Genomic DNA, 20238 nt, shown 5'->3' with positions numbered 1-20238 from the left:
GCTCACGTGTCATGCCCATTTGTTTCTCCAGCATCAGGAAGACGGGTCAGGTGCGCCGTACCGAGATGTGCCACGGGATCAGCAGACGTTCGGCAAGTGTCACAATGCCGAAAAGCGACAGGCCCAGTAATGTCAGGAAGAATATTCCCGCAAAGGCCAGATCAGGTCTCATGTTGCCGGTAACGATCTGGATATAGAACCCGAGCCCCTTGTCGGATCCGATGAATTCGGCAATTGCCGCTCCGACGGTGGCGTTGATCGCAGCGTACTTGAATCCGACGAAACACTGGGGCAGGGCGGCCGGCAACCGAACCTTGAAAAACGTGCGCCAGACCCCTGCTCCCGTGGATCGGCAGAACAGCGTGAGTTCCTCGCTGAGAGAGCTGAACGCCAGAATTGCGTTCAGGACGATCGGGAAGAAGCAGACCAGAAAGACGATTATGACCTTCGGCAGCAGACCGAAACCAAGCCAGGATATGAACAGCGGGGCGAAGGCGATCTTCGGAACCATCTCGATACATACGATGAAAGGATAGATCGTCCGCTTCAGCAGGCTGGAAAAGGCGATTGCAAGACCGAGGGGCAACGCCAGAATGACGGCCACCCCGTAACCCAGAACGACTTCCGTTCCGGTGACGTAGGTGTAGTACAGGAGCCGGTCGAGATCTGCGGCACCCTTTTCCACGATCAGGGAAGGAGGTGTCAGGATATAGAGCGGAATGTCGAAAAAAATGACCGAGTATTCCCAGACCAGAAAGAAGCCGATGAAAAAGGCCACGAACATCCAGGAATTCTGCAGACGAAGTTTCATCGCCGCGAACATCGGTTTCTTGTCAAATGACTCCATAGCCTCGAAAGATCTCCTGTATTTCGCGTACGTATGCGGCAAATTCCGGGGAATTCTTGACGTCGAAATCACGCGGAAACGGTAGGTCGATTTCGATGATGCGTTCGATCGTGCCCGGCCTCGGCGTGATGACCGCAACTTTCGTGGACAGCTGGACCGCTTCTTCGATCGAGTGGGTGACGAAGATGACAGTGGCGCGTTCCTGCATCCAGAGACGCTGAAGGTCACTGCGGATCCGCTCCCGGGTCATCGCGTCAAGTTTTCCCAGTGGCTCGTCGAGAAGCATGGTCTTGGGATCGTGCACCATGGCCTGGCAGAATGCTGCACGCTGTTGCATCCCCCCGGACAGCTCATAGGGGTGTCTATCCGCGAAATCTTCCAGATGAACGGAGGCGAGCAGATTGTCGATCTTGTCGCTGAATTCCTTCAGCGACTTGCCGCGCATTTCCAGTTGCAGCTCGACATTGCCGCGCACCGTTCGCCAGGGCACCAGGGTGTTGTCCTGGAACATCACACCGATGTCGGTCTGCGGACCCTTTACCTGAGAACCACCGATGGTGACGGTGCCTTCGGTTGCTTCCAGCAAGCCCGACGTCATCATCATCAAGGTGGACTTTCCGCAGCCGGAGGGACCGAGAAGCGAAATGAATTCGCCCTCGGCGATGCTCAGATCCACCGGGCCGAAGGCCTGGACGGCATCAGGGCCGGTTCCAAACACCTTCTTCAGACCGGCAAATTCGATGTGATGGCTCATTGCTCTTGCTTTCGGAATGACCGGGGCCTCGCAAGGCCCCGGCTTGGGAAGTACTTATTCAGTCACGAACTGGTTGGTGTAGAAGTCCGATGCTTTGGCGGATGAGTCCAGGTCGTTGTATTCCTTCATCAACTTGACCATGCTCTCCCAGTCGGACGCAACATTCAGGCCCAGTTGCTTGTCCTGGTTCGCTCCTGAATAGAGCAGCCCCAGGGTCACATCGAGAACTGCGCGCGACTGTGCCTTGCCCTGATCTTCAGCCATCGTGCCACCAACGATATCGGCTATGGCGTTTACCGCTGCGTCAGGGTCGGCCTCGGTCTGCTTGTATGCCTGGATGGTCGCGTCGACGAACCTGTTCACCAGATCGGGATTTTCCTCGATCAGCTCCTTACGCGTTGAAATGCAGTAACCGACCTGGTCGACACCGTAGTCCGAGTAGGGGAGCAGAACAGGATCCTCACCTCCATTGGCGCGAATTTCCGCCGGCTTGTCGTCGAGGCCACCCAGGATGCCGACCGCTCCACCTGATCCTTGCAGATAGCTGGAGACGAGTGCCCCATCCGGCACGTTGGTGATCGTGACATCGTCAGGGGTCAATCCGGCATTCGCCAGAACGATCGGGAAAAACGTGTTCACGCCTGCATTGGCTGTGGTCAGGATGGTTTTGCCCTTGAGATCCGCGACCGAGCTGACACCGCTGTCCGGCCGCAGGATCACGGCTTCCGCGCCCATCGCGTCGATGACTGCCACCGAGGTGATCTCCGCACCCTGGCTTGCGAGATTGATCAGCGCGCCACAGGAACCATAGGCGAAATCGCTGTCGCCGTTGGCGACGAGCCGGTGCGCAGAGCTTGATCCGTTGCCCGAGCGGATATCGAGATCGATACCTGCCTTGTCGTAGATGCCGCTGTCCTTGCCGAAGGCGAAACCGGCATGCGAACCGTAGTACATCCAGTTCAGCCGCAGACGGATATCGTCTTCCGCGATAGCACTTGTTGCGACCACCGCACTGGCGGTCATGGCGAGCATTACGATTTTGAGAGTCTTTTTCATCGTCGTCTTCCTCTGTTAGGTTTTTTTGCTGGCTTTGTGGTCAGCCATTCAGGGGGAATTCCGCAGCCTCGGTACGCCGATCTTTTTCATCATTTCGTGGGTTGCGGTGTGATGTGTCCGGCGGATATCGCGCGTCGGCGGACGGCACCGGCTGGACGGCAAGCCGATGAGTTCCATGCAGAGCTTGTCGAGATATCCGTCGCCCGACGTGTAGTTTCGCTCGATATCCATCCAGAGCTTGTAGAAGGGCATGCCTTCCTCAACGAGCATCCGGGTGACCTCGGCATAATTGCCGGTCCGGACTTCATCGATCAGCTTGATGCCCCACTCGGGCCAGAAATTGCAGTGGTGCACCTCAAAGGCGCGCGCACCGAGGGAGGGCATGGCGCTGAGACCGAAGAAGAGATTGTTGTCGATGATCGTGAACCGGCTCGAAAAATGGGAGCAGACGTCCTCGAATTCCATTGCGTCGGTGCGCGGCGCCGCCCATTTGAGGCCGACGACATTCGGAATCTCCGCCAGCCTCTCGACCATCGAATATGACAGGTCCCGGCTTGTCCAGAAGGTGTTGTAAACGATGATCCCCAATTCGGGTTCGGCATCGGCTGCAGCTCGGACATACTCCTCAAAGTCAGCTTCCGTATGGGCGAAGTAGAACGGGCAGGAAACCTGGATGAAATCCACGCCGATCCGTTTCGCGGCATGGGCGAGCCGAACCAGTTCCAGCGTACTGGTCGTCTGCGCGCCCATCGCGATCGGAACAGCGCCGGCAGCTTCGTCAACGACGATCTCAGCCACCTGCAACCGTTCTTCAAAACTCATCGTGGAAAAGTCCCCGGCGGCCCCGCCGGCAAGCAGGGTTGCGTAATTGCCGTTCAGGCCGGAATCGACGAGAAATCGCACGTAGGCGCGCAACGCCTGGACGTTCAGCTCCATGTCGGGCGTGTCGTGGAACGGCGTTGGTATGGTTACGTAACACCCTTCCAGCATTTTCTTCAATTGGTCCACGTCGGTCTATCGCTCCATGCCACGGGCAAAATTCTGCCGTTCGCGGCATGCCGCATGCCGCGCTGAGGAATATCTGCTCAAAAGTATTTTCCCTACGTTCCGCGCTGCTCAAGGCGAGCTTCCTTTGCGCGGCGTGAAATCATAGTCGGCCCGGATTTTTGAAATGGCTTGACTAAAATGGCTGCCGATTTAACTCTTCTTGCCAATTTTGCGAATTTTTACGGAGGTGTTGAAATGCCGGAAGACCGGTGCGCCCGGTTTGCCCTTGTCCTGCAACCGGAGTTTTCTCTGACCACGCTGACAATCGCAACGGAGGCCTTGCGCATTGCGAACCAAAATTCGGGACAGCGGCTGTTCGACTGGCAGATTGTTTCCGAAGATGGCGGGAATGTTCGCGCCAGCAGCGGACTGTGGTTTGCCGCCGATTGCGATCTGGCGTCGGCTGAAATTGCCGACGTGACACTGCTTTTCGAGGGCAATCTTCCAACGCAACACCTGTCGAAACATCTGCTGGGATACCTTCGGAGGGCAGCGCGTTTCGGGTCTGTGGTCGGTGGCCTGGACAGTGCGGCTTATGCCTTGAGCCAGACGGGGCTCGTCGGAACGGAGACTTCGCCGGAAGTCGTTCTTCACTGGGAAGCCGTCCCGTCATTTCGCGAGTGGTTTCCTGATGCCAGGCCGCTCAACAGGATCTTCCAACTTACACAGAACAGGGCCCAGTGCGCGGGCGGAATTGCGACTCTCGATCTCATGCTCGAACTCATCGCGCGTTTTGCAAGCGAGGCGATGGCAAATGAAGTTGCCAATGCCCTCATCCATACGCGGCGCGGCAGCCACACGCGCCAGCGCAGCGACCAGAGCTTTTACGGGGAACCGCTGAAACCTTCCGCGCGGATCGTAAGTCTCATGAAGGACAATCTCGATACGCCCCTGGCGCTTGAGGAACTCTCCTTTCGGCTGAGCATGCCGTCGCGAACCATGTCGAGGATCTGCAAGGCGACGTTCGGCGTGTCACCCATGCGGCTTTACCTGCGTATCAGGCTTCAGGCAGCCCGCAACTTTCTTTTCTATGAAGAACATTCGATCAAGGAAATTGCGGAAGCTACCGGCTTTTCCTATCCGGCCACGTTCTCGCGATGTTTCCAGAACCAGTTCGGACAGTCGCCGTCGCAGTTTCGACTGCGTCTAAGGCAGAAACAGCGCTTTGCCGAGCACCCGGAAATTCACCGCCTTGTGGAAAGCGGCTACAGCTCGGGCGGGTGAGTGCCTTATTCGGCATTCGCATGACGCCGGCACAGAGCAGAAAGAAACCGGATTGACGTTCTGACAAAATGGATCCATGATTTATTTATGAAACGAGAGCAACGTCCGTTGACAGTCCTTGAATGGACAACCCTGACACTGAGGGAAGAACTTCTGTCGGGGGAGTTGCGTCACGGTGAACCGTTGAAGCAGGATGCGATTTCCAGCCGACTGGGCGTCAGCCGCATGCCGGTGCGTGAGGCGATACGTACGCTGGCGGCCGAAGGGCTCGTGATCGAAAGACCGAACAGGAAGGCGATCGTTGCGCCGCTTTTTGCCGATGACGCGCTGGAGCTCTTTCAAATTCGCGCAGAACTTGAGTGCCTCGCCGTCAGACTGTCCTTGCGAGGCCTGTCTTCCAAGCAGCGTGAGCACATCTCTCGCGCGCACGAAAAACTGGTCGTATCACCAGAGCGCGATTATCCGGCGCGTCACCTGGAATTTCACAACGCACTTTACGCCGGAGCGGGGCCGCGCCTCAAGGCGCTGATCGAACAACACATCAAATTGGCCGAGCGTTACCTTCGTGTCGAACGCTCGCGATTGCAGGTAACAGAGGAAGACCGCGAGGAGCACGAAGCCCTGTTGAATGCGGCCATGGCCGGGGACACGGAGCTTGCTGTCGAAATTCTGCACCCGCACATAGCGGAAGGCGGTCGTGCGATTGCGGAGCTGTTTTCAAGGAAAGACACAGACCGATGACATTTTCAGCCAATGAACTGGCCAGACTTCGCGCCGACACTCCCGCCTGTTCCGAAGTTCTGCATTTCAACAATGCCGGGGCCGGGCTGATGCCGCAGCCCGTGTGCGATGCCGTTTTTCAGCATCTTGCGCTCGAACGCGACATTGGCGGTTATGAAGCAGAAGCAAGCGCACGTGGAGCAATCGAGCACATGTATGAAGCGTTCGCACAATTGCTGCATGCCGATGCGAGCGAAATTGCCTATGTGGAGAACGCCACGCGCGCATGGGACATGGCATTTTACGCCTTGCCGCTGAAGCAGGGTGACCGGATACTCACGCATACCTCGGAATATGCTTCCAATTATCTCGCCTTCCTGCAACTGGCTCGAAGCCGGGGCCTGGAAATCGATGTCGCGCCGAGCGACGCAAGCGGACAGATCGATGTTGACGCCTTGCGCAGTCTGATCACTCCCAAAACACGGGTGATCGCGATTACCCACGTACCGACCCAGGGCGGCCTCGTGAATCCGGCAGCCGAAGTTGGGAAAGTCGCACGCGAACATGGTCTGACCTATCTGCTCGATGCCTGCCAGTCGGTCGGTCAGATGGACGTGAACGTCAGGGAAATCGGGTGTCACATCTTGTCCGGAACCGGCCGGAAATTCCTTCGCGGGCCGCGAGGCACAGGTTTTCTATATGTTTCGAACCAGATCGTTGACCAGCTTGAACCGCCTTTCATCGATCTGCATGCCGCCACCTGGATCAACGAGGATACCTATGAGCTTTCGCCAGGCGCAAAGCGGTTCGAAAACTGGGAAAGCTATGTCGCCGGGCGGATCGGTCTCGCAAGAGCCGTGGATTACGCACTTGATATTGGCCTCGCCGAAATCGGAACGCGGGTGGAAAGCCTGGGAGCCCGCCTTCGTGCGACGCTGTCCGATATCGGTGCGACCGTTCACGATCAGGGAATGAGGAAATGCGGGATTGTCACGTTTTCGCTGGCAAACAAACAGGCTCGCGAGATTGCTGCATTGCTAAAGGCGCAGGGATGCAATGTTTCCGTTTCAGAACCGTCATCCGCCCGCCTCGACCTCGGTCGCAGAAGTCTGCCGCCGGTGCTCCGGGCGTCCGTGCACTACTACAATACAGAAGAAGAAGTTGACCGGTTTGGTCGTATCGTGTCCAAGATCGCGTGATTGGTCATGTTTGCTGATGACAGCCGCAACTTCAAGGATCTGCACACGCGACATCGACTGGACAGGCGAACCCGGAAGTCAGGCGCAATGGGCGACTTGTTGAAGATCTGAATGTCCGGGACGTTAATCGGAAACTGCAACATGCTGTTGATCTAGCTCTGAATGTCGACGTTTTTGGACCATTTGTAGGTGCCGGTCCTTAGCCGGAAGACGTCTTCGCATATCGAAGCGATAGCTGCCACACAGACAAGGAAGCCGGATATCGGAACGATGGCAACGGCATATTTCTTGGGCATGTAGTTCGGCTTGAAGACAATCTGGCCGTCTTCCCAGGCAAAGTACCACATCTCCCAGTATTTCCCGCCCATGGTTGTGACCACTTCAATTCCCCAGATGATCATCACCAGGCCGAGACCGAATATGACCATTGACCAGAATTGCTGGATGCAGAACGAGACTTTCGGCGGCAGCCAGGAATAGATCAGATCCAGGGCAATGTAGTCCTTGTCGCGGACTGTCAGTGCCAGAGCAAAGAATACGAGCCAGATGTTGCTCAGAACGGTCAACAGATCGCCCCAGACCGGGGGGTTCTCGAACACATAACGCATCACCACGGAATAGACGGTGAAGGCAACCATGAGCAGAAGCAGGATCGCACAGAAGCTCGTGAGAGTGTTTCTGACGATACGATCGATGAACGACATGGCAGCTAACATCGCAGTGGTTTCCTATGTCTTCCTGAGATCAAGTGGCGATGGCATGATGTCAAAACCCGAACAAACGTGGCAGGAACATCGTGATATCGGGCGCAATGATCAAAACGAACAACAGTGCAAAAAGAGCCACCAGATAGGGCAACATGGCGACGGCCACCTTTTCCAGACGCACTTCGGCGATGGCGCCCGCGGTGAAGAATGCAACGCCCACAGGTGGCGTTACGGACCCGATCAGGAACCCGACCACGACGACCAATGCCGCCTGTACGTCAGGGTATCCGGCCTTCACCATCACGTCGACGAGCACGGGCCCGACAACGATGATATTCGCTGCCGAGTCCATGACCATCCCCAGAAGGCAGATGAACAGAACCAGCACAAGGGCAAACAGCAGTGCGTTATGGGTATAACTCAGCAGCCACATTTCCAGCTGGTTGATCGCACCGAGGGAGGTCAGCAGCCAGCTGAACGGACCGGAGGCGGCAATGATGATGAAAACCATTGCAGAGTTCCTGAATGCCCGCACGACCGCGCTCTTGCAATTGGTCCAGGTGATCGTCCTGTAGATGAACAACCCGACCAGGAGCGCTATCGTTGCCGTCAGGGCGCCGGCTTCGACAACACCAGCAATTCCAAAGACCACCGAGCCGACAAGAACAATCGGGATCAGCAGCGCAAAAGAAGACTTGTAGCTGACGATCGCAATGGCTTTCAGACTGAATGGCTCCTCGCTGCGTTCGAAATTGTTCCGGCGGGCAATGATGTAGTTGATAATCATCAGCAACAGGCCGATCATGATGCCCGGCACTATCCCCCCCGCAAACAGGGCTCCGACCGAGATGCCGCCGGCATTGGCCAGAACAATCATCATGATCGAGGGCGGAATAATGCCGCCGATAGTCGAACTGACCGCCGTGATTGCTGCTGCAAATGACGCTGGATAACCTGCCTTCTTCATGGCGGGAACCAGCAGGGAACCAACCGTGGCCGTGTCTGCCACCACCGAACCGTTCATGCCTGCAAAGAACATGCTCACCAGGACATTGGCCTGAGCCATCGAGCCTCGCATCCGGCCAATCAGGCGTTGACTGAGTTCGACCAGCCTGTCGGTGATCGTGGCGCTGGTCATAAGCTCGCCGGTCAGCATGAAAAACGGGATCGCAGTGAGGGGAACGGAGTCGATCGCGCTGAACATCTGGCTCGGGATCAGGATCATCGGAGCCGCGTCGGTGATCAGGATATACACCACGGGGATCAGAACCATGGTGAAGCCGACCGGAGCGCCGAGCATGATCAGCACCACCAGTATTATCAGAAGCACAACGCTTTCCATGTAGGGGCAGTCCTGTTTGCAGCTGGGCTGGTGAAGTCGGCGTCAGATAGAACAAGCGGCGCGAATTGAACCCGCGCCACCTGAATTGGAAAAGATCCGCTGTAGCTTACAGAGCGCCGGCTTCTTCCAGCTGAGTGATAAAGCCGGTCATTCCCTGTTCTTCCAGAACGCGACGGGCGGTTTGCGGATCATATGTGCCCTTTGCGTTGAGCCATGCGTCGATGGCACCGGCACGCCATTGTACGAGCTCTTCTTCGGAGGGAACATACCATTCGTCGATTTCGGCCTTGATGGCGGTTTCACCGGCCTCGACCCAGGCGCGGTCAAGTTCCTGCACCTTCTGTCCGAAAGCCTGGGCGGCAATCTGCAGCCATTCCTGTTCCTGCTCCGTCAAGGCATCGTATTGTCGTTTGTCTATCGACAACTGGTTGCCTGACCAGGATCCACCGATCTCGGTGAAATACTTCGCAACCTCGTGCAACTTTGCAACGTGCTGCCATGGCGTTGCCACGTATTGTCCTGAAACGACTCCGGTCTGCAGGCCCTGGTAGAGCTGGGACCAATCATACGGTACAGGCACCGCTCCCCAGTTCTTGACCAGCGTGTATTCAATCGGACTTTTGGTTACGCGCCACTTGATGCCTTCCATGTCGGAAGGAACGTGTACGGGTCCGTGGGCATTGCCGAGCTGGCGAAAACCGCCGCTGGAATAGACCGTCAGACACACATGGCCTGCTTCCTCGGCTGCGATGTCGCACTGCTTCTTGGCGAGCCACTCCGACGAAATACGATCGGCATCTTCAATGCTCTTGAAGATGTAGGGCAGATCGAAAATGGCCAGCGACGTTCCGAAATTGCCGAAATTCGCAGTCGAACTCGTCCATAGCGCGATCAGGCCCTGATTGGCCTGTTCACCGCAGGACTGTTCGCTGCACAGCGATTTGCGGTAATGCGGTTCGATGGTCATCTTGCCGCCGGAGACTTCCTCCAGCGTCGGTATCAGGGCCTGGTCGATGGCATCGCCAATCGGCATTCCCAAAAAGCCGACCGTACCGAGTTTCAGAACTTTTTCGGCGGCAGCAGGTTGTGCAAAAAGTGCAAGTGTGGACGCAATGCACACGGCCTTGCAGACGGTTTCAAACCTCATCAAACTCACCTCCCGTTGAATGATGCATGCTGGAAATCATCTTTTACCGCTGCCCCGACCAAGGAAAGTGACAGATGACTTGAATGAAAAGGACAGATGCGTTTCAACGCTGACGACCGGTGTTGAACAATCTAGTTTCCGATGAAAGACTTTTCGCTTCAGTGCACAGGAGGGAATGTTGAGTTCGACCACGCCTCGATTTCTGAAACTCCCGGAAACCTCGAGCCTCAGTCTGCGCGATCAGATCTGTGAAGTGGTGAGTGCGGCGATCATGTCCGAGTCGTTGGCTTATGACCGTCCCCTGCCTTCCTGCCGCGAACTCGCGGAACAGTTCAGCGTATCCCGGAATACAGTCTTTGCCGCCTATAATCGCCTGATAGATCTCGATTTTCTGGTCTCGCGGGATCGATCCGGCTATTTTGTCAATCCGCAAATTTCGAACCTTCGAAAACCGCAGGACGACGCGGACTCCGATGATGGCGACGTCGTTCCCTGTCCAGTTTCCTTTTCTCCCAATGGCCTTATGCCCGTGGTCAATCCGCTTGATTGGCACACCTATCCCTACCCGTTCATTTACAATCAGATCGACCCGGACCTGTTTCCAGTCGACAGTTGGCGCGAATGTACCCGGCAGGCACTGGGACGAAAGAAAATGCCTGTCTGGGCCAGCGATTCCGTCGAGAGCGACAGCCCGCAACTGGTGCAGCAACTGCGCCAGCGTCTGCTGAACACGCGCGGCATCTATGCCGAAGACGACGAGATCCTGATCACATTGGGGTCTCAGAATGCGCTGTATATCCTGGGATCCATCTTTGCCGGGTTCGGTAAACCCGTCGCGCTTGAAGACCCCGGTTTTTTTGGTGCGCGCAACGCGTTTCGTCTCGTCGGCAGCGAATTGATCGGCGTTCCGATCGACGGGAACGGCATCATTCCCTCGGCGATACCGGATAGTTGCCAGCTGGTGTTTACAACGCCGAGCCATCAGTTCCCCACGATGGTCACCATGAGCCAGCAGCGTCGTGCGGAACTGCTGGAGACCGCCGTCGAAAAAGACTTCCTGATCATTGAGGACGATTATGAGGCGGAGATGAATTATGTCGCCAAATCTTCTCCCTCCATGATGTCGATGGACAAGTCCGGGCGTGTGATCTACGTGGGCAGTCTTTCAAAGACGGTTTCACCAGGCATTCGACTTGGGTTTATCGTGGCGCATCGCGACATCATTCGCGAGGCGCGTATCGCGCGCGGCGTAATGATGCGTCATCCGCCAACAATCGTTCAGGAGATAGTGGCGCTGTTTTTTCAACTAGGCCATTACGATGCCCATTTGAGAAACATCGAGCGGCGCTACCAGAAACGGTGGCACACGATGGACATCGCGCTGTCCAGGCATCTGGGCATGCTGCAACGGACGAATTCAGAGGGCGGCACGTCCTTCTGGCTGACCGGTCCCAAGGATTTTGACGCGTCGGAGCTGGCGGTAAGGTTGCGGGCAAAGGGAGTTCTGATTGACAGAGGTCAGGACTACTATCTCAACTACGACGACAGCCGGAGTTTCCGGCTGGGCTTTGCCTATGTCCCTGTTTCGAAACTCGAAGATGGCGTCAAGGTTATCGCGGACGAAGTTCTGACACTGATGTGACAAACTGCCTGTATGGGATGCATCTGTCCCTTCGAAAGGCCGCACCTGTCACTCGTCACGTTCCCGGATTTGCTTTTAGCTGAACACCAATTGCTCCAGGCAGACAGCCTCGAGTGACTTTTCCTTTCGATCCGGGGAACTGGCCTTTTGAAACACTGCATTACATCCAATCCACATGTCAGGCCGTTTCAGTTTCATGTACCAGATGAGGTTCTGGCGAATATCGAGCACCGCGTCGCAACCTATCCATGGCACGAAATGCCTGACGATGGCGGCTGGAACTATGGCACGAACATCGACTACCTCAAGGACCTGTGCACCTATTGGATTGACGAGTTCGACTGGCGCGCCCAGGAGGCCCGGATCAACTCCTTTTCCCACTACAAGGCGCCGGTAGACGGCATCGGCATGCACTTCATCTTCGAAGAAGGAAGTGGACCGGACCCGATGCCGCTGATGATCAGCCATGGCTGGCCCGGGTCGGTTGCCGAGTTCTTTGACCTGATCGAACCGCTTGCACATCCGGAGCGTTTCGGCGGCGATGTCAGCGACGCGTTCACCGTGGTTGCGCCCTCCTTGCCCGGATTCTGTTTTTCCGGACGGCCACCACGTCCATACGGGCCGCGCAAAATGGCTTCCGTGATCAACGGGCTCATGACCGACACGTTGGGCTTTGAAAGCTATCTCGCACAAGGTGGCGACTGGGGTGGTGCGATCTGCTCCTGGCTTGGCTTTGATCACGCACCCGCCTGTTCGGCCATACACATCAACGTTTTGACGATGCGCCACCCGGACGGTGCCCAGACCCCTGAAGAGGAGGCATGGGAAGCACAGTTCGATCGAGATCAGGTGATGCAAAACGGGTATCGCACGCAGCAGGCGACCCGGCCCCAGACACTCAGTTATGCAATGATCGACAGTCCGGTTGGTGTCGCGGCCTGGCTGATTGAAAAATTTCACGACTGGTCGGATGTCGAAACAGGGGACATCGAAAGCGCCCATTCAAAGGATGCGTTGCTGACCAACATCATGATCTACATCACGACGCGAACATTCAATACGGCGTCGTGGATCTACTACGGACGTCGCGAGGAAGGCGGGCGCATACTCTCGCCGGAAGGGCGCCGGGTTGAAGTTCCTACCGGATGCGCAGTGTTCCCGGCCGAAATGCTCAACTGGCCTCCGCGCTCTTATGCCGAGCGGCTCTACAACATCCGGCACTGGACCGAGATGCCAAGCGGCGGCCATTTCGCTGCAATGGAGGAGCCGGAGATGCTGCTCGATGACATCCGCAAATTCGCGCGCACATTGCGCAGTTAGTCCGGTTTCCGAAATCGATGAATTCGCAATTGACCAGATGAGAGTGGAGCAGTCCCATGACCCTTTCGCATGCTGAATATCAGGCTATCGCAAACAAGCTCAGGCCAAACGGGCAGGCGTTCATTGACGGCAAGTTCTGTGATGCGTCCGATGGCGAAACCTTTCAGACAACCAATCCCGCGACCGGCCAGGTGTTGTGCAGTGTCGCGCATTGCAAAGCTGCGGATGTGGACCGTGCGGTGACTGCCGCCAGAAGGGCATTCAACGCCGGTGTCTGGTCTCGCGCAGAGCCCGAAGCTCGCAAGGAGGTCTTGCTCAAGATCGCCGATCTGGTACGCGATCACACGCATGAACTGGCGGTTCTGGAGAGCCTGGACACCGGCAAGACGATCAATGACTGCATGGATGAAATCGGCGGAGAAGTGCCAAAATTCTTCCAATGGTATGCGGAGCTGGCCGACAAGGTTTTCGGGAAAATCGCGCCGACCGGACCCGAGGCTCTGGCGCTGATCACCAAGGAACCTGCCGGGATTGCCGGCGCCGTCTTGCCGTGGAACTTTCCGCTGGTGATGGCTGCGTGGAAGATCGCGCCGTCGCTTGCAGTTGGCTGTTCCGCAGTCATCAAACCGGCGGAGCAAACCCCGTTGAGCACGATATTTCTGGCCGAATTGATGCAAAAAGCCGGTGTGCCCGACGGCGTCGTAAACATCGTGCCGGGGTTTGGTGAGACTGCAGGCAAGGCAATCGGTCTTCACAATGATATCGACACCGTCTCTTTTACCGGGTCGACCGAGGTTGGCCGCATGTTCATGCGGTATTCCGGTGACAGCAACCTCAAGGGCGTCGGTCTTGAGATGGGAGGGAAAAGTCCGTTCATTGTGCTGGAAGACGCCCTGCTCAACGATGATCTGATTGAACATGCCGCCATGTCGGCCTTCTGGAACGGGGGGCAGAATTGTTCTGCAAACATGCGCCAGTTGATTGCAGCGCCCCTGGTTGAAGACTTCACCGGACGCATCATGGACAGGGTGAAGTCGTTCAAACTGGGGGATCCGCTGGATCCGGATACCGATATCGGATCGATGATCACGAAGGACCACAAGGACATGGTGATGAACTACATCCAGAGTGGCATCGATGACGGCGCGCGCCTCCTGACGGGAGGAGGCAGCGACCTGCCTGGATATTTCATAGAGCCAACCGTGTTTCAGGGCGTCGCACCGGACATGAAAATCGCGCGGGAAGAAATTTTCGGTCCGGTTCTGGGTATCATGCCGTTCAAAACCGCGGACGAGGCGCTCCGGGTTGCCAGCGACACCGACTACGGCCTTCATGCGACGGTCTTCTCGCAGGACATAGACCGCGCGCTTCACATGGCCCGATCTCTTCCTTGTGGCACTGTATCGGTCAACGGCTTTTCAGAGGGCGATATCAAGACACCCTTCGGTGGTTACAAGCAGTCCGGGTCGTTGGCGCGTGACAACGGCACCGAGGCGCTCGACCAGTATCTCCAGACAAAAACCATCTGGATCCAGACAAGGGCGATGTAACTCTGCTCAGCGGCAATGTCTCCGGGTGTTGCCGATGGTCGCCACGTTTTGAAACGTCAACAACCTTGCTGTGGATGTGATCGTATCATTGTGCGGTTGCAGCTTTTCCGGCCTCCGGAATTCCCGCAAGAAGCGCTGGACATCATTGCCATGCCTTGCAGGCCACGTCATTCACGCGGGTCCGGAAACAGGTTCTTGAACCAGGCGGCGTTTGTGTTGACGAACCGTTTGTCCGACGGTGGATTGTCCTTCAGCAGCCGGTCGGGTCGCCGGGGGCGCTGAACCTGGTCGCCGCCGCAATTCGGACAGATCCTGTCAAAATACGTGTCGCTGCATTCTGTGCAGAATGTACACTCAAAGGTGCATATCCGGGCGTCAGGCGAGGACGGTGGCAGATCCCTGTCGCAGCATTCACAATTTGGCTTGAGAAGTAGCATTCCTGGCTCCTTTCACGAGAAGACGGCTAGACTATCGCAACGGGATTTGGCACAAATGCCATTATGCCCTCGAAAAATGCCATATCCCGGAAGACAATTCTGTTCGTTGTTTTTCCGCAGGTGAAACTTCTTGATATTGCCGGTCCGCTCCAGGTTTTTTCAGATGCAAATGAACAGTTGAACGATGTCTACAAAGTGCTGGTCGCCTCGGCCGGAGGCGGACTTGTTGCATCGGATACGGTTCTGCCAATTGCGACGGTTGGGCTTGAGGAGCTCAAGGATCTTGCGCTCGACACATTGATCATCTCGGGAGGGAGTGGCGCACTCGCTGCGTCACGCGATGCAGAATTCGTGGAATGCATAGAAAAACTCGCGCAGCGCAGCCGGCGGGTAGGGTCTGTCTGTACGGGCGCTTATGTACTCGCTGCGGCAGGACTGACCAATGGCCGGAGGGTCGTCACCCACTGGAACGATTGCGCGCAACTCCAGTCCGATTTTCCTGAAACTCTTGTTGAACTGGACCCGATCTACGTCAATGACGGCGGTGTCTGGTCCTCTGCAGGTGTCACGGCCGGCATCGACATGTCGCTTGCCATGCTGGCGGAGGATTGCGGGAAATCCGCGTCGCTCGCGGTGGCGCGGTCGCTGGTTACCTATATGGTGCGGCCTGGTGGCCAGTCGCAGTTCAGCGCTATTTTGTCCAATCAGTCGAAAGACAACGCTGGACGATTTGATGTCCTCCATTACTGGATTGAAAACAATCTTTTCCGGCAAATCACCATTGAAGCCATGGCCGAGATCGCGAAAATGAGCCCCAGAAATTTTTCGCGTGTCTATAAACAGCATACGGGTCAGTCTCCGTCCAAGGCCGTCGAGGCCATCCGCGTGGACGCCGCACGCAGACTGTTGGAAGACAGCAAGTTGCCGGTCAAGACGATTGCCGCAAAGACCGGATTTGGAGATGAAGAACGGATGAGGCGCGCCATGCATCGGAACGTGCAGGTTTCACCGAGCGCGTATCGGGAAAGGTTTGGCTCGTCCTGAGCCGTGCCTTTTCAAAGGCGAAGATCATGTCCCGTTTTGAAGTCATAAATTCGTGGGACGCCTGACCAAGAATTCACCGACGTGTTGGCGGTCTCGACATCTTTTCGAATGCCGGGATCGACCGGTCGATGACGTCCCAGGACACTGCGCTGCCGGTGTACAGGACCCGTTCGGGTTTAACGGCCTCGGGATCATCCAGCGAAGATGTCCTCAGCACCACCATGCCTTCGAGACCATCGCGGGTGTGGAAGATTGCACTGCCGCATGTCGGACAGAAACGCCTGTTGATGCGATTGCCGCTATCGGCGACTTTTTCATATTCCGTCAACGCACCCGAGCACTCGAATGCATCCGTCGTGACGACAGTGTGTGTGGCGTGACCGGTACCGCCAATCCTTCTGCAATCGGTGCAGCAGCAATGAACCGTGGTGATCGGCGCGACGTTGCTTACATATCTGACTTGCCCGCAAAGGCAGCCTCCTTCAAAGCTCATAAAGTCCTTCCTTCCACATTGAGACCCGGGTTCAACTTAACCCCGGACGTCGAACGATTCCGCCGTTCCGTCCTGCAACGATAGTCAGACGGCAGCATAAGGAAATCATCTTCTGAAGATGTCAGCATACATGGATGTGTCGAACGCAACACGAGCGCCTAGTATGTGATAGCTGGTGAAGTGTATGAACGGATTTCCGGTCCGAACCGTGAACACAGCCTTGCCCATGCCGATGAGTGTCTGAGTGAGGAAAATGTAGCTCACCGAAACCCATCCGTTTGTGGCGCTCGAATAGCTCGTTCCCGGATCAAACAGGCTGAACATTGCATAGACGAGCCCGCCAAGCATGATGACAAGCAACTGGTTGTCCAGGAGAAGGCTCAGGCGCGGCAGAATGATCAGATGGATCATCACCAGAACCGGCAAACCTGCACCGATCGTATTGGCTACAATCCCGAACGGAATTGCATAGGAATAGTCCGCGGGCGCGACATCGAAAAAGTCGGATATGAAGGCGACCGACAGGAATTCCCCTGCCCAAAAAGCGATCATCAGCCAGACGTCACGCTTCCAGTCGATGCCGGTTATGAGTTTTCTGAAACCAAAGCCGCGTCGTCGAAGCCAGATATAGGGCAAAAGCACGAAAACGGTTACCTGGAGGGCAGCCCACCGGATGACCTCCTGATGGTCGTGACTTCCGTTTTCAAAGACATCGGGTCCGGGAAAATGCAGCCCGGTGTTGAAGACCGCGCCCAAAATCAGGTGGCCCGCAACCAGGTAAGCAAGCGCAAAAGCAAGGTCTCGCGTCATCGAATGCCTCGCGACCGCAAAACCTTGCCATGTCGGTCTTGTTCTGTTCCGTGTGAAATAGAACACGGTGGCCAACGTGAATACCATTAGCGGCAGATAAAACTGCCATACATCGCGTAACCCTTCTGCGGCGATTGGCGGCGTCAAGCCGGCCGAACCATTTGCCCAGATGAATGTTGCCAGCATTGCGAGCCAAAAGGCGACAGGTGCCAGGAGACGTGCTGACTTCCTTGTTTGCGTCATCGCGCTCAACCTTGTCTGTGTAACCGAAAGGGGATTTCAATATAGTGCGAATTCGGACTATATAGTCCGATGTCGAACAAATAAAGTCCGATATCGAATTAAATTAGATAATTTTACGGAACCGGGTCGACACACAGAAAGGAATTGCGTGGATTGGGATATCTGCAAGCAGGTCATGCGCCGGACTTTCAGCGGCCGGCACCATTCACTCGCCCGTTCGGTGAACGCTTGTCCAAATCCAATACGTGAATAAAGTGGTCCGGCATAAACCGGACGACGCAACCCGAGAGGGATGTTGTTCCCGTCGACGGGGCGGAAACTGGCAACTCGAGTAACTGAAAGTGCTGTTGGTGCCCGGAAGCTCCGCAACAGTCAGGCTGTCCGATTTCATTCCCAAGAAAGATGAATGCAGTCAGCCAGCGCTGAAATGTGTTTCAAGGTGCTGGAGTGCCAAGATGTAGCTGCCCAAACAGCCATGAACCGGATGTTCGAAACTGAAGATCAGATCCGCGCGGCCGCAATCTGCATCATCAGGTCAAGCTCATTGAACAGTTGCCATTCCTTCGTGATCTTGCCGTTTTCCACCTGCCACTGGGTAATTCCCCAAATCTGGCATGCCTTGCCCGTGGGAGACCGGTAAAGCGTTCCTCCCGTGTGGGTGGCCTCCGCGCTCCAGCGGGTTGAGACGAGCCACCCGTCTTCATCGTTGCCCATCCAATAGACCTCGTCCACCTGAAGCTTCAAATCGGGAAACGCCTCACGCATTTCCTTTGTGTAGCCGAGAAAGGCTGCGTGCCCGGCAAATCGTCTTTCCGTGGTTCCCTCAAACTCAAACCCCGGCGCATAGCAGGTGACGATTGTCGTCTGGTCACCGTTCCAGATGTTGTCGTGGACCGCACGTGCGAACTGGTCGGGATCAAAGCCGGCAATGGGATCGGCAACTGAAAGAGGCTCGTCCGGGGCAACTGCGCGGCGCAGATCATTCCATAGCTGATTGCTGCGTGGCCAGCCGGCGGGTGGATCCGCCGCAAGTCGCTCTGCTTCCTGCCACAGATCGACACCAAGCTGCTTCAGCATTGCCGATGTGTTGTAAAGCACGTGCTCCAGAAAGATGTCGTTTCCGAGCGCGACGCAATTCGCGATCACCAGCAAGTTGACCCTGGCACCGGTTGGAGCGCCATACCGGCTGGGACCGGTGTTGGTGCCGATAATGCGAGTCCTGTGAGAGGTATGAAACCCGATCGTGTCGTCGCCTGCCCAGATGACTTCTTCGGCGTCCAGTATGATGTCCGGAAAAGCGCGTGTGGTGTGGTGCGTGTCGGCCACGATCTTCTTGTTGCCCGTTTGCAGCCCATAGTCGTCATAAACCAGGCTGTCGGGCGCGTAGCAGTCCGCAATATACTCAACGCCATTTGCATCGGTTTCCCAAATTCTATGCGTGATGCGAACGATGTAGTCGACAATATTGCGATAGTCCGGATCAAATCCTTCCAGGCTTTGCCGTGGTCCGAAATTTTCAGGAATGCGAACAGTGCGGCCACTTGTGTAGCCCGCAAGAGAGACATCAAAGCCGTCTGGCATGTGAGCACGGTCCAAGGCGGAAGCAGGATGGTTTGAACCTTGGTCGCGATTGGTTGAGAAATTCGTCATGTCCGGCCAACCTCACGGCAACGAGCCAGAATATCTACGCCCTGCTGATTCCAGAAATGCAGCAAGTCGATGAAAATCCAGTTCTCGGCAAGTTTGTCGCCATCCCTGCGATACATGTCGATGACCCGCATATCCGAAGGTTTGCCTGTGGCAGGCATACCCATGAAGCCGCCCGTTGGTGTCAGGGTCAGATTCGGCCAGCCAAAGAACCCTCCGAACTTGCCTTCCGCCATACGGCAGACATGTCCGTTGAAATGCCGGGTACCAAGACCGTCCCGGAAGGGTCCCGAGTGTCCCTTGATGTAGCCTTCGATGGTGTAGGACGCGCCGATGCCGGCCGGACCCCACCAGATCATATCGTGGTGCCAGCTGCGCGGCAGCTCGACCTCAAGGGGGCGTTCTTCCTTGCCTTCCCAATCGCCCATGTCGCCAATCATGAAATTGATTGCGCCAAGGGTTTTGTCGCCCTCGACAGGGTCTTGCGGTTCAAAGCAAAGGCCCTCGTGGGTGGCGGGCCCGGGCTGGATCAGGTGGGCACCGGTCTGTCGCGGAAACGGTTGGAGCCCTGCCTGTATCATCACCTGGGGAATGTCGAAGAAAAGCGCCGTTTCGGTGATTTTGCCGTTTTCAACCTTGTGAAATTCGCAATAACGCATCATCGCGATCTTGCCCGTCGGCGGGATGCCGAGCCAGGGCGCATCGAAATTTCCCATCAGGTGACCCATGGAAGTCACCCAGGTCGACTTGAAGCCGTCGATCTCGTTCTTTCCGGCAATGAAGATATCCATTCGGCGCTGCATGTGACGAAAGGCGCTGCGGAAAGGTTGCCAGAATTGCTCAACGACTGCCTTGCCGCTGCTCTGCTCGTGAAAGGGATGGTAGCCGCGCCACAGGTAATCCGTACCAACAAAACGATCCATGACCGCAACCAGCTCGTTTTCCGGAGCCGCGTCCAATGCGACGTAGAAATCGCGAACGAGTTGCTTTTCAGATTGAAAGTCCAATT

General features: G+C 56.3%; 19 protein-coding genes. 7 read left to right on the top strand and 12 right to left on the bottom strand.

Annotation, left to right across the window (positions count from 1 at the left end):
* Positions 1-46: 46 nt before the first annotated feature.
* From LA5095_RS05750 to LA5095_RS05735, 4 genes are read right to left on the bottom strand one after another with little or no spacing between them, the layout of a single operon-like run.
* Complete coding sequence (locus tag LA5095_RS05750; protein WP_196879660.1) at positions 47-847, bottom strand: ABC transporter permease; 801 nt, start codon at positions 845-847, stop codon at positions 47-49.
* Positions 834-1601 carry an ABC transporter ATP-binding protein gene (locus LA5095_RS05745; RefSeq protein ID WP_055112971.1) on the bottom strand — a complete coding sequence of 256 codons (768 nt, stop codon included), beginning with the start codon at positions 1599-1601 and terminating at the stop codon, positions 834-836. The genes LA5095_RS05750 and LA5095_RS05745 overlap by 14 nt, the downstream gene beginning before the upstream one ends.
* A 54-nt stretch (positions 1602-1655) precedes the next feature.
* Complete coding sequence (locus LA5095_RS05740) at positions 1656-2657, bottom strand: ABC transporter substrate-binding protein (RefSeq protein WP_055112969.1); 1002 nt, start codon at positions 2655-2657, stop codon at positions 1656-1658.
* Positions 2658-2705: 48 nt separating this feature from the next.
* Positions 2706-3665 (bottom strand): dihydrodipicolinate synthase family protein, encoded by a 960-nt coding sequence (locus tag LA5095_RS05735; RefSeq protein ID WP_196896307.1) that lies wholly within the window; start codon positions 3663-3665, stop codon positions 2706-2708.
* A 234-nt stretch (positions 3666-3899) separates the two neighbouring features.
* Between LA5095_RS05735 and LA5095_RS05730 the strand changes: the two genes are divergently transcribed.
* The 3 genes from LA5095_RS05730 to LA5095_RS05720 all read left to right on the top strand — a co-directional run bounded on the left by LA5095_RS05730 (position 3900) and on the right by LA5095_RS05720 (position 6847).
* Positions 3900-4928 (top strand): GlxA family transcriptional regulator, encoded by a 1029-nt coding sequence (locus LA5095_RS05730; RefSeq protein ID WP_158510345.1) that lies wholly within the window; start codon positions 3900-3902, stop codon positions 4926-4928.
* 108 nt (positions 4929-5036) lie between these two features.
* Positions 5037-5669 carry a GntR family transcriptional regulator gene (locus tag LA5095_RS05725; protein ID WP_158510344.1) on the top strand — a complete coding sequence of 211 codons (633 nt, stop codon included), beginning with the start codon at positions 5037-5039 and terminating at the stop codon, positions 5667-5669.
* The gene (locus LA5095_RS05720) at positions 5666-6847 is read left to right on the top strand and encodes an aminotransferase class V-fold PLP-dependent enzyme (RefSeq protein WP_055112962.1); all 1182 of its coding nucleotides are present in this window, start codon (positions 5666-5668) and stop codon (positions 6845-6847) included. Before LA5095_RS05725 ends, LA5095_RS05720 begins: the two co-directional genes overlap by 4 nt.
* Before the next feature lie 152 nt (positions 6848-6999).
* Here the strand turns inward: LA5095_RS05720 and LA5095_RS05715 are convergent, their stop codons facing one another.
* The 3 genes from LA5095_RS05715 to LA5095_RS05705 all read right to left on the bottom strand — a co-directional run bounded on the left by LA5095_RS05715 (position 7000) and on the right by LA5095_RS05705 (position 10043).
* Positions 7000-7563 carry a TRAP transporter small permease gene (locus tag LA5095_RS05715; RefSeq protein ID WP_055112960.1) on the bottom strand — a complete coding sequence of 188 codons (564 nt, stop codon included), beginning with the start codon at positions 7561-7563 and terminating at the stop codon, positions 7000-7002.
* Between the two features lie 49 nt (positions 7564-7612).
* Positions 7613-8896, bottom strand: a complete 1284-nt coding sequence (locus LA5095_RS05710) for a TRAP transporter large permease (protein ID WP_055112958.1) — start codon at positions 8894-8896, stop codon at positions 7613-7615.
* A gap of 106 nt (positions 8897-9002) precedes the next feature.
* Positions 9003-10043: a TRAP transporter substrate-binding protein gene (locus LA5095_RS05705; RefSeq protein ID WP_055112956.1), complete on the bottom strand. Its 1041-nt coding sequence runs from the start codon at positions 10041-10043 to the stop codon at positions 9003-9005.
* A 178-nt stretch (positions 10044-10221) separates the two neighbouring features.
* Between LA5095_RS05705 and pdxR the strand changes: the two genes are divergently transcribed.
* The 3 genes from pdxR (at position 10222) to LA5095_RS05690 (ending at position 14555) form a co-directional block, all read left to right on the top strand.
* Entirely contained in the window at positions 10222-11685 is a 1464-nt protein-coding gene (gene pdxR / locus LA5095_RS05700) for a MocR-like pyridoxine biosynthesis transcription factor PdxR (RefSeq protein WP_082442674.1), read from the top strand.
* A gap of 147 nt (positions 11686-11832) precedes the next feature.
* Complete coding sequence (locus LA5095_RS05695) at positions 11833-13005, top strand: epoxide hydrolase family protein (RefSeq protein WP_082442614.1); 1173 nt, start codon at positions 11833-11835, stop codon at positions 13003-13005.
* A 56-nt stretch (positions 13006-13061) separates the two neighbouring features.
* Entirely contained in the window at positions 13062-14555 is a 1494-nt protein-coding gene (locus LA5095_RS05690; protein WP_055112952.1) for an aldehyde dehydrogenase, read from the top strand.
* A 167-nt stretch (positions 14556-14722) separates the two neighbouring features.
* On the opposite strand, the gene LA5095_RS31980 is transcribed toward LA5095_RS05690, so the two are convergent.
* Positions 14723-14992: a DUF1272 domain-containing protein gene (locus LA5095_RS31980; protein WP_082442613.1), complete on the bottom strand. Its 270-nt coding sequence runs from the start codon at positions 14990-14992 to the stop codon at positions 14723-14725.
* Positions 14993-15055: 63 nt separating this feature from the next.
* Here LA5095_RS31980 and LA5095_RS05680 point away from each other — a divergent pair, with 63 nt between their 5' ends.
* Positions 15056-16036 (top strand): GlxA family transcriptional regulator, encoded by a 981-nt coding sequence (locus tag LA5095_RS05680; RefSeq protein ID WP_055112948.1) that lies wholly within the window; start codon positions 15056-15058, stop codon positions 16034-16036.
* A gap of 73 nt (positions 16037-16109) precedes the next feature.
* Here the strand turns inward: LA5095_RS05680 and LA5095_RS05675 are convergent, their stop codons facing one another.
* The 4 genes from LA5095_RS05675 to LA5095_RS05660 form a co-directional block, all read right to left on the bottom strand.
* Entirely contained in the window at positions 16110-16529 is a 420-nt protein-coding gene (locus LA5095_RS05675; RefSeq protein WP_055112946.1) for a GFA family protein, read from the bottom strand.
* A gap of 105 nt (positions 16530-16634) precedes the next feature.
* On the bottom strand, positions 16635-17582 hold the full coding sequence (locus tag LA5095_RS05670) for a hypothetical protein (RefSeq protein WP_055112943.1): 948 nt from the start codon (positions 17580-17582) through the stop codon (positions 16635-16637).
* A 501-nt stretch (positions 17583-18083) separates the two neighbouring features.
* Positions 18084-19163, bottom strand: a complete 1080-nt coding sequence (locus LA5095_RS05665; RefSeq protein ID WP_208992575.1) for a nuclear transport factor 2 family protein — start codon at positions 19161-19163, stop codon at positions 18084-18086.
* A gap of 65 nt (positions 19164-19228) precedes the next feature.
* A complete protein-coding gene (locus tag LA5095_RS05660; RefSeq protein ID WP_055112939.1) occupies positions 19229-20236 on the bottom strand; it encodes a nuclear transport factor 2 family protein in 1008 nt (335 codons plus the stop codon).
* Positions 20237-20238 lie beyond the last annotated feature (2 nt).

Source organism: Roseibium album, assembly GCF_001404515.1.
GTDB lineage: Bacteria > Pseudomonadota > Alphaproteobacteria > Rhizobiales > Stappiaceae > Roseibium > Roseibium album.
Note: the sequence above shows the minus strand (reverse complement) of the source record. Positions and strands in the feature narration are given on the sequence as shown.

What these genes read in the sequence shown, in the direction of transcription:
- LA5095_RS05665 (WP_208992575.1), bottom strand. Translation starts at nt 19,163, where the DNA reads ATGCCAGACGGCTTTGATGTCTCTCTTGCGGGCTACACAAGTGGCCGC.
- LA5095_RS31980 (WP_082442613.1), bottom strand. Translation starts at nt 14,992, where the DNA reads ATGCTACTTCTCAAGCCAAATTGTGAATGCTGCGACAGGGATCTGCCA.
- LA5095_RS05710 (WP_055112958.1), bottom strand. Translation starts at nt 8,896, where the DNA reads ATGGAAAGCGTTGTGCTTCTGATAATACTGGTGGTGCTGATCATGCTC.
- LA5095_RS05715 (WP_055112960.1), bottom strand. Translation starts at nt 7,563, where the DNA reads ATGTTAGCTGCCATGTCGTTCATCGATCGTATCGTCAGAAACACTCTC.
- LA5095_RS05690 (WP_055112952.1), top strand. Translation starts at nt 13,062, where the DNA reads ATGACCCTTTCGCATGCTGAATATCAGGCTATCGCAAACAAGCTCAGG.
- LA5095_RS05670 (WP_055112943.1), bottom strand. Translation starts at nt 17,582, where the DNA reads ATGACGCAAACAAGGAAGTCAGCACGTCTCCTGGCACCTGTCGCCTTT.
- LA5095_RS05675 (WP_055112946.1), bottom strand. Translation starts at nt 16,529, where the DNA reads ATGAGCTTTGAAGGAGGCTGCCTTTGCGGGCAAGTCAGATATGTAAGC.
- LA5095_RS05705 (WP_055112956.1), bottom strand. Translation starts at nt 10,043, where the DNA reads ATGAGGTTTGAAACCGTCTGCAAGGCCGTGTGCATTGCGTCCACACTT.
- LA5095_RS05680 (WP_055112948.1), top strand. Translation starts at nt 15,056, where the DNA reads ATGCCCTCGAAAAATGCCATATCCCGGAAGACAATTCTGTTCGTTGTT.
- LA5095_RS05745 (WP_055112971.1), bottom strand. Translation starts at nt 1,601, where the DNA reads ATGAGCCATCACATCGAATTTGCCGGTCTGAAGAAGGTGTTTGGAACC.
- LA5095_RS05740 (WP_055112969.1), bottom strand. Translation starts at nt 2,657, where the DNA reads ATGAAAAAGACTCTCAAAATCGTAATGCTCGCCATGACCGCCAGTGCG.
- LA5095_RS05730 (WP_158510345.1), top strand. Translation starts at nt 3,900, where the DNA reads ATGCCGGAAGACCGGTGCGCCCGGTTTGCCCTTGTCCTGCAACCGGAG.
- LA5095_RS05750 (WP_196879660.1), bottom strand. Translation starts at nt 847, where the DNA reads ATGGAGTCATTTGACAAGAAACCGATGTTCGCGGCGATGAAACTTCGT.
- LA5095_RS05720 (WP_055112962.1), top strand. Translation starts at nt 5,666, where the DNA reads ATGACATTTTCAGCCAATGAACTGGCCAGACTTCGCGCCGACACTCCC.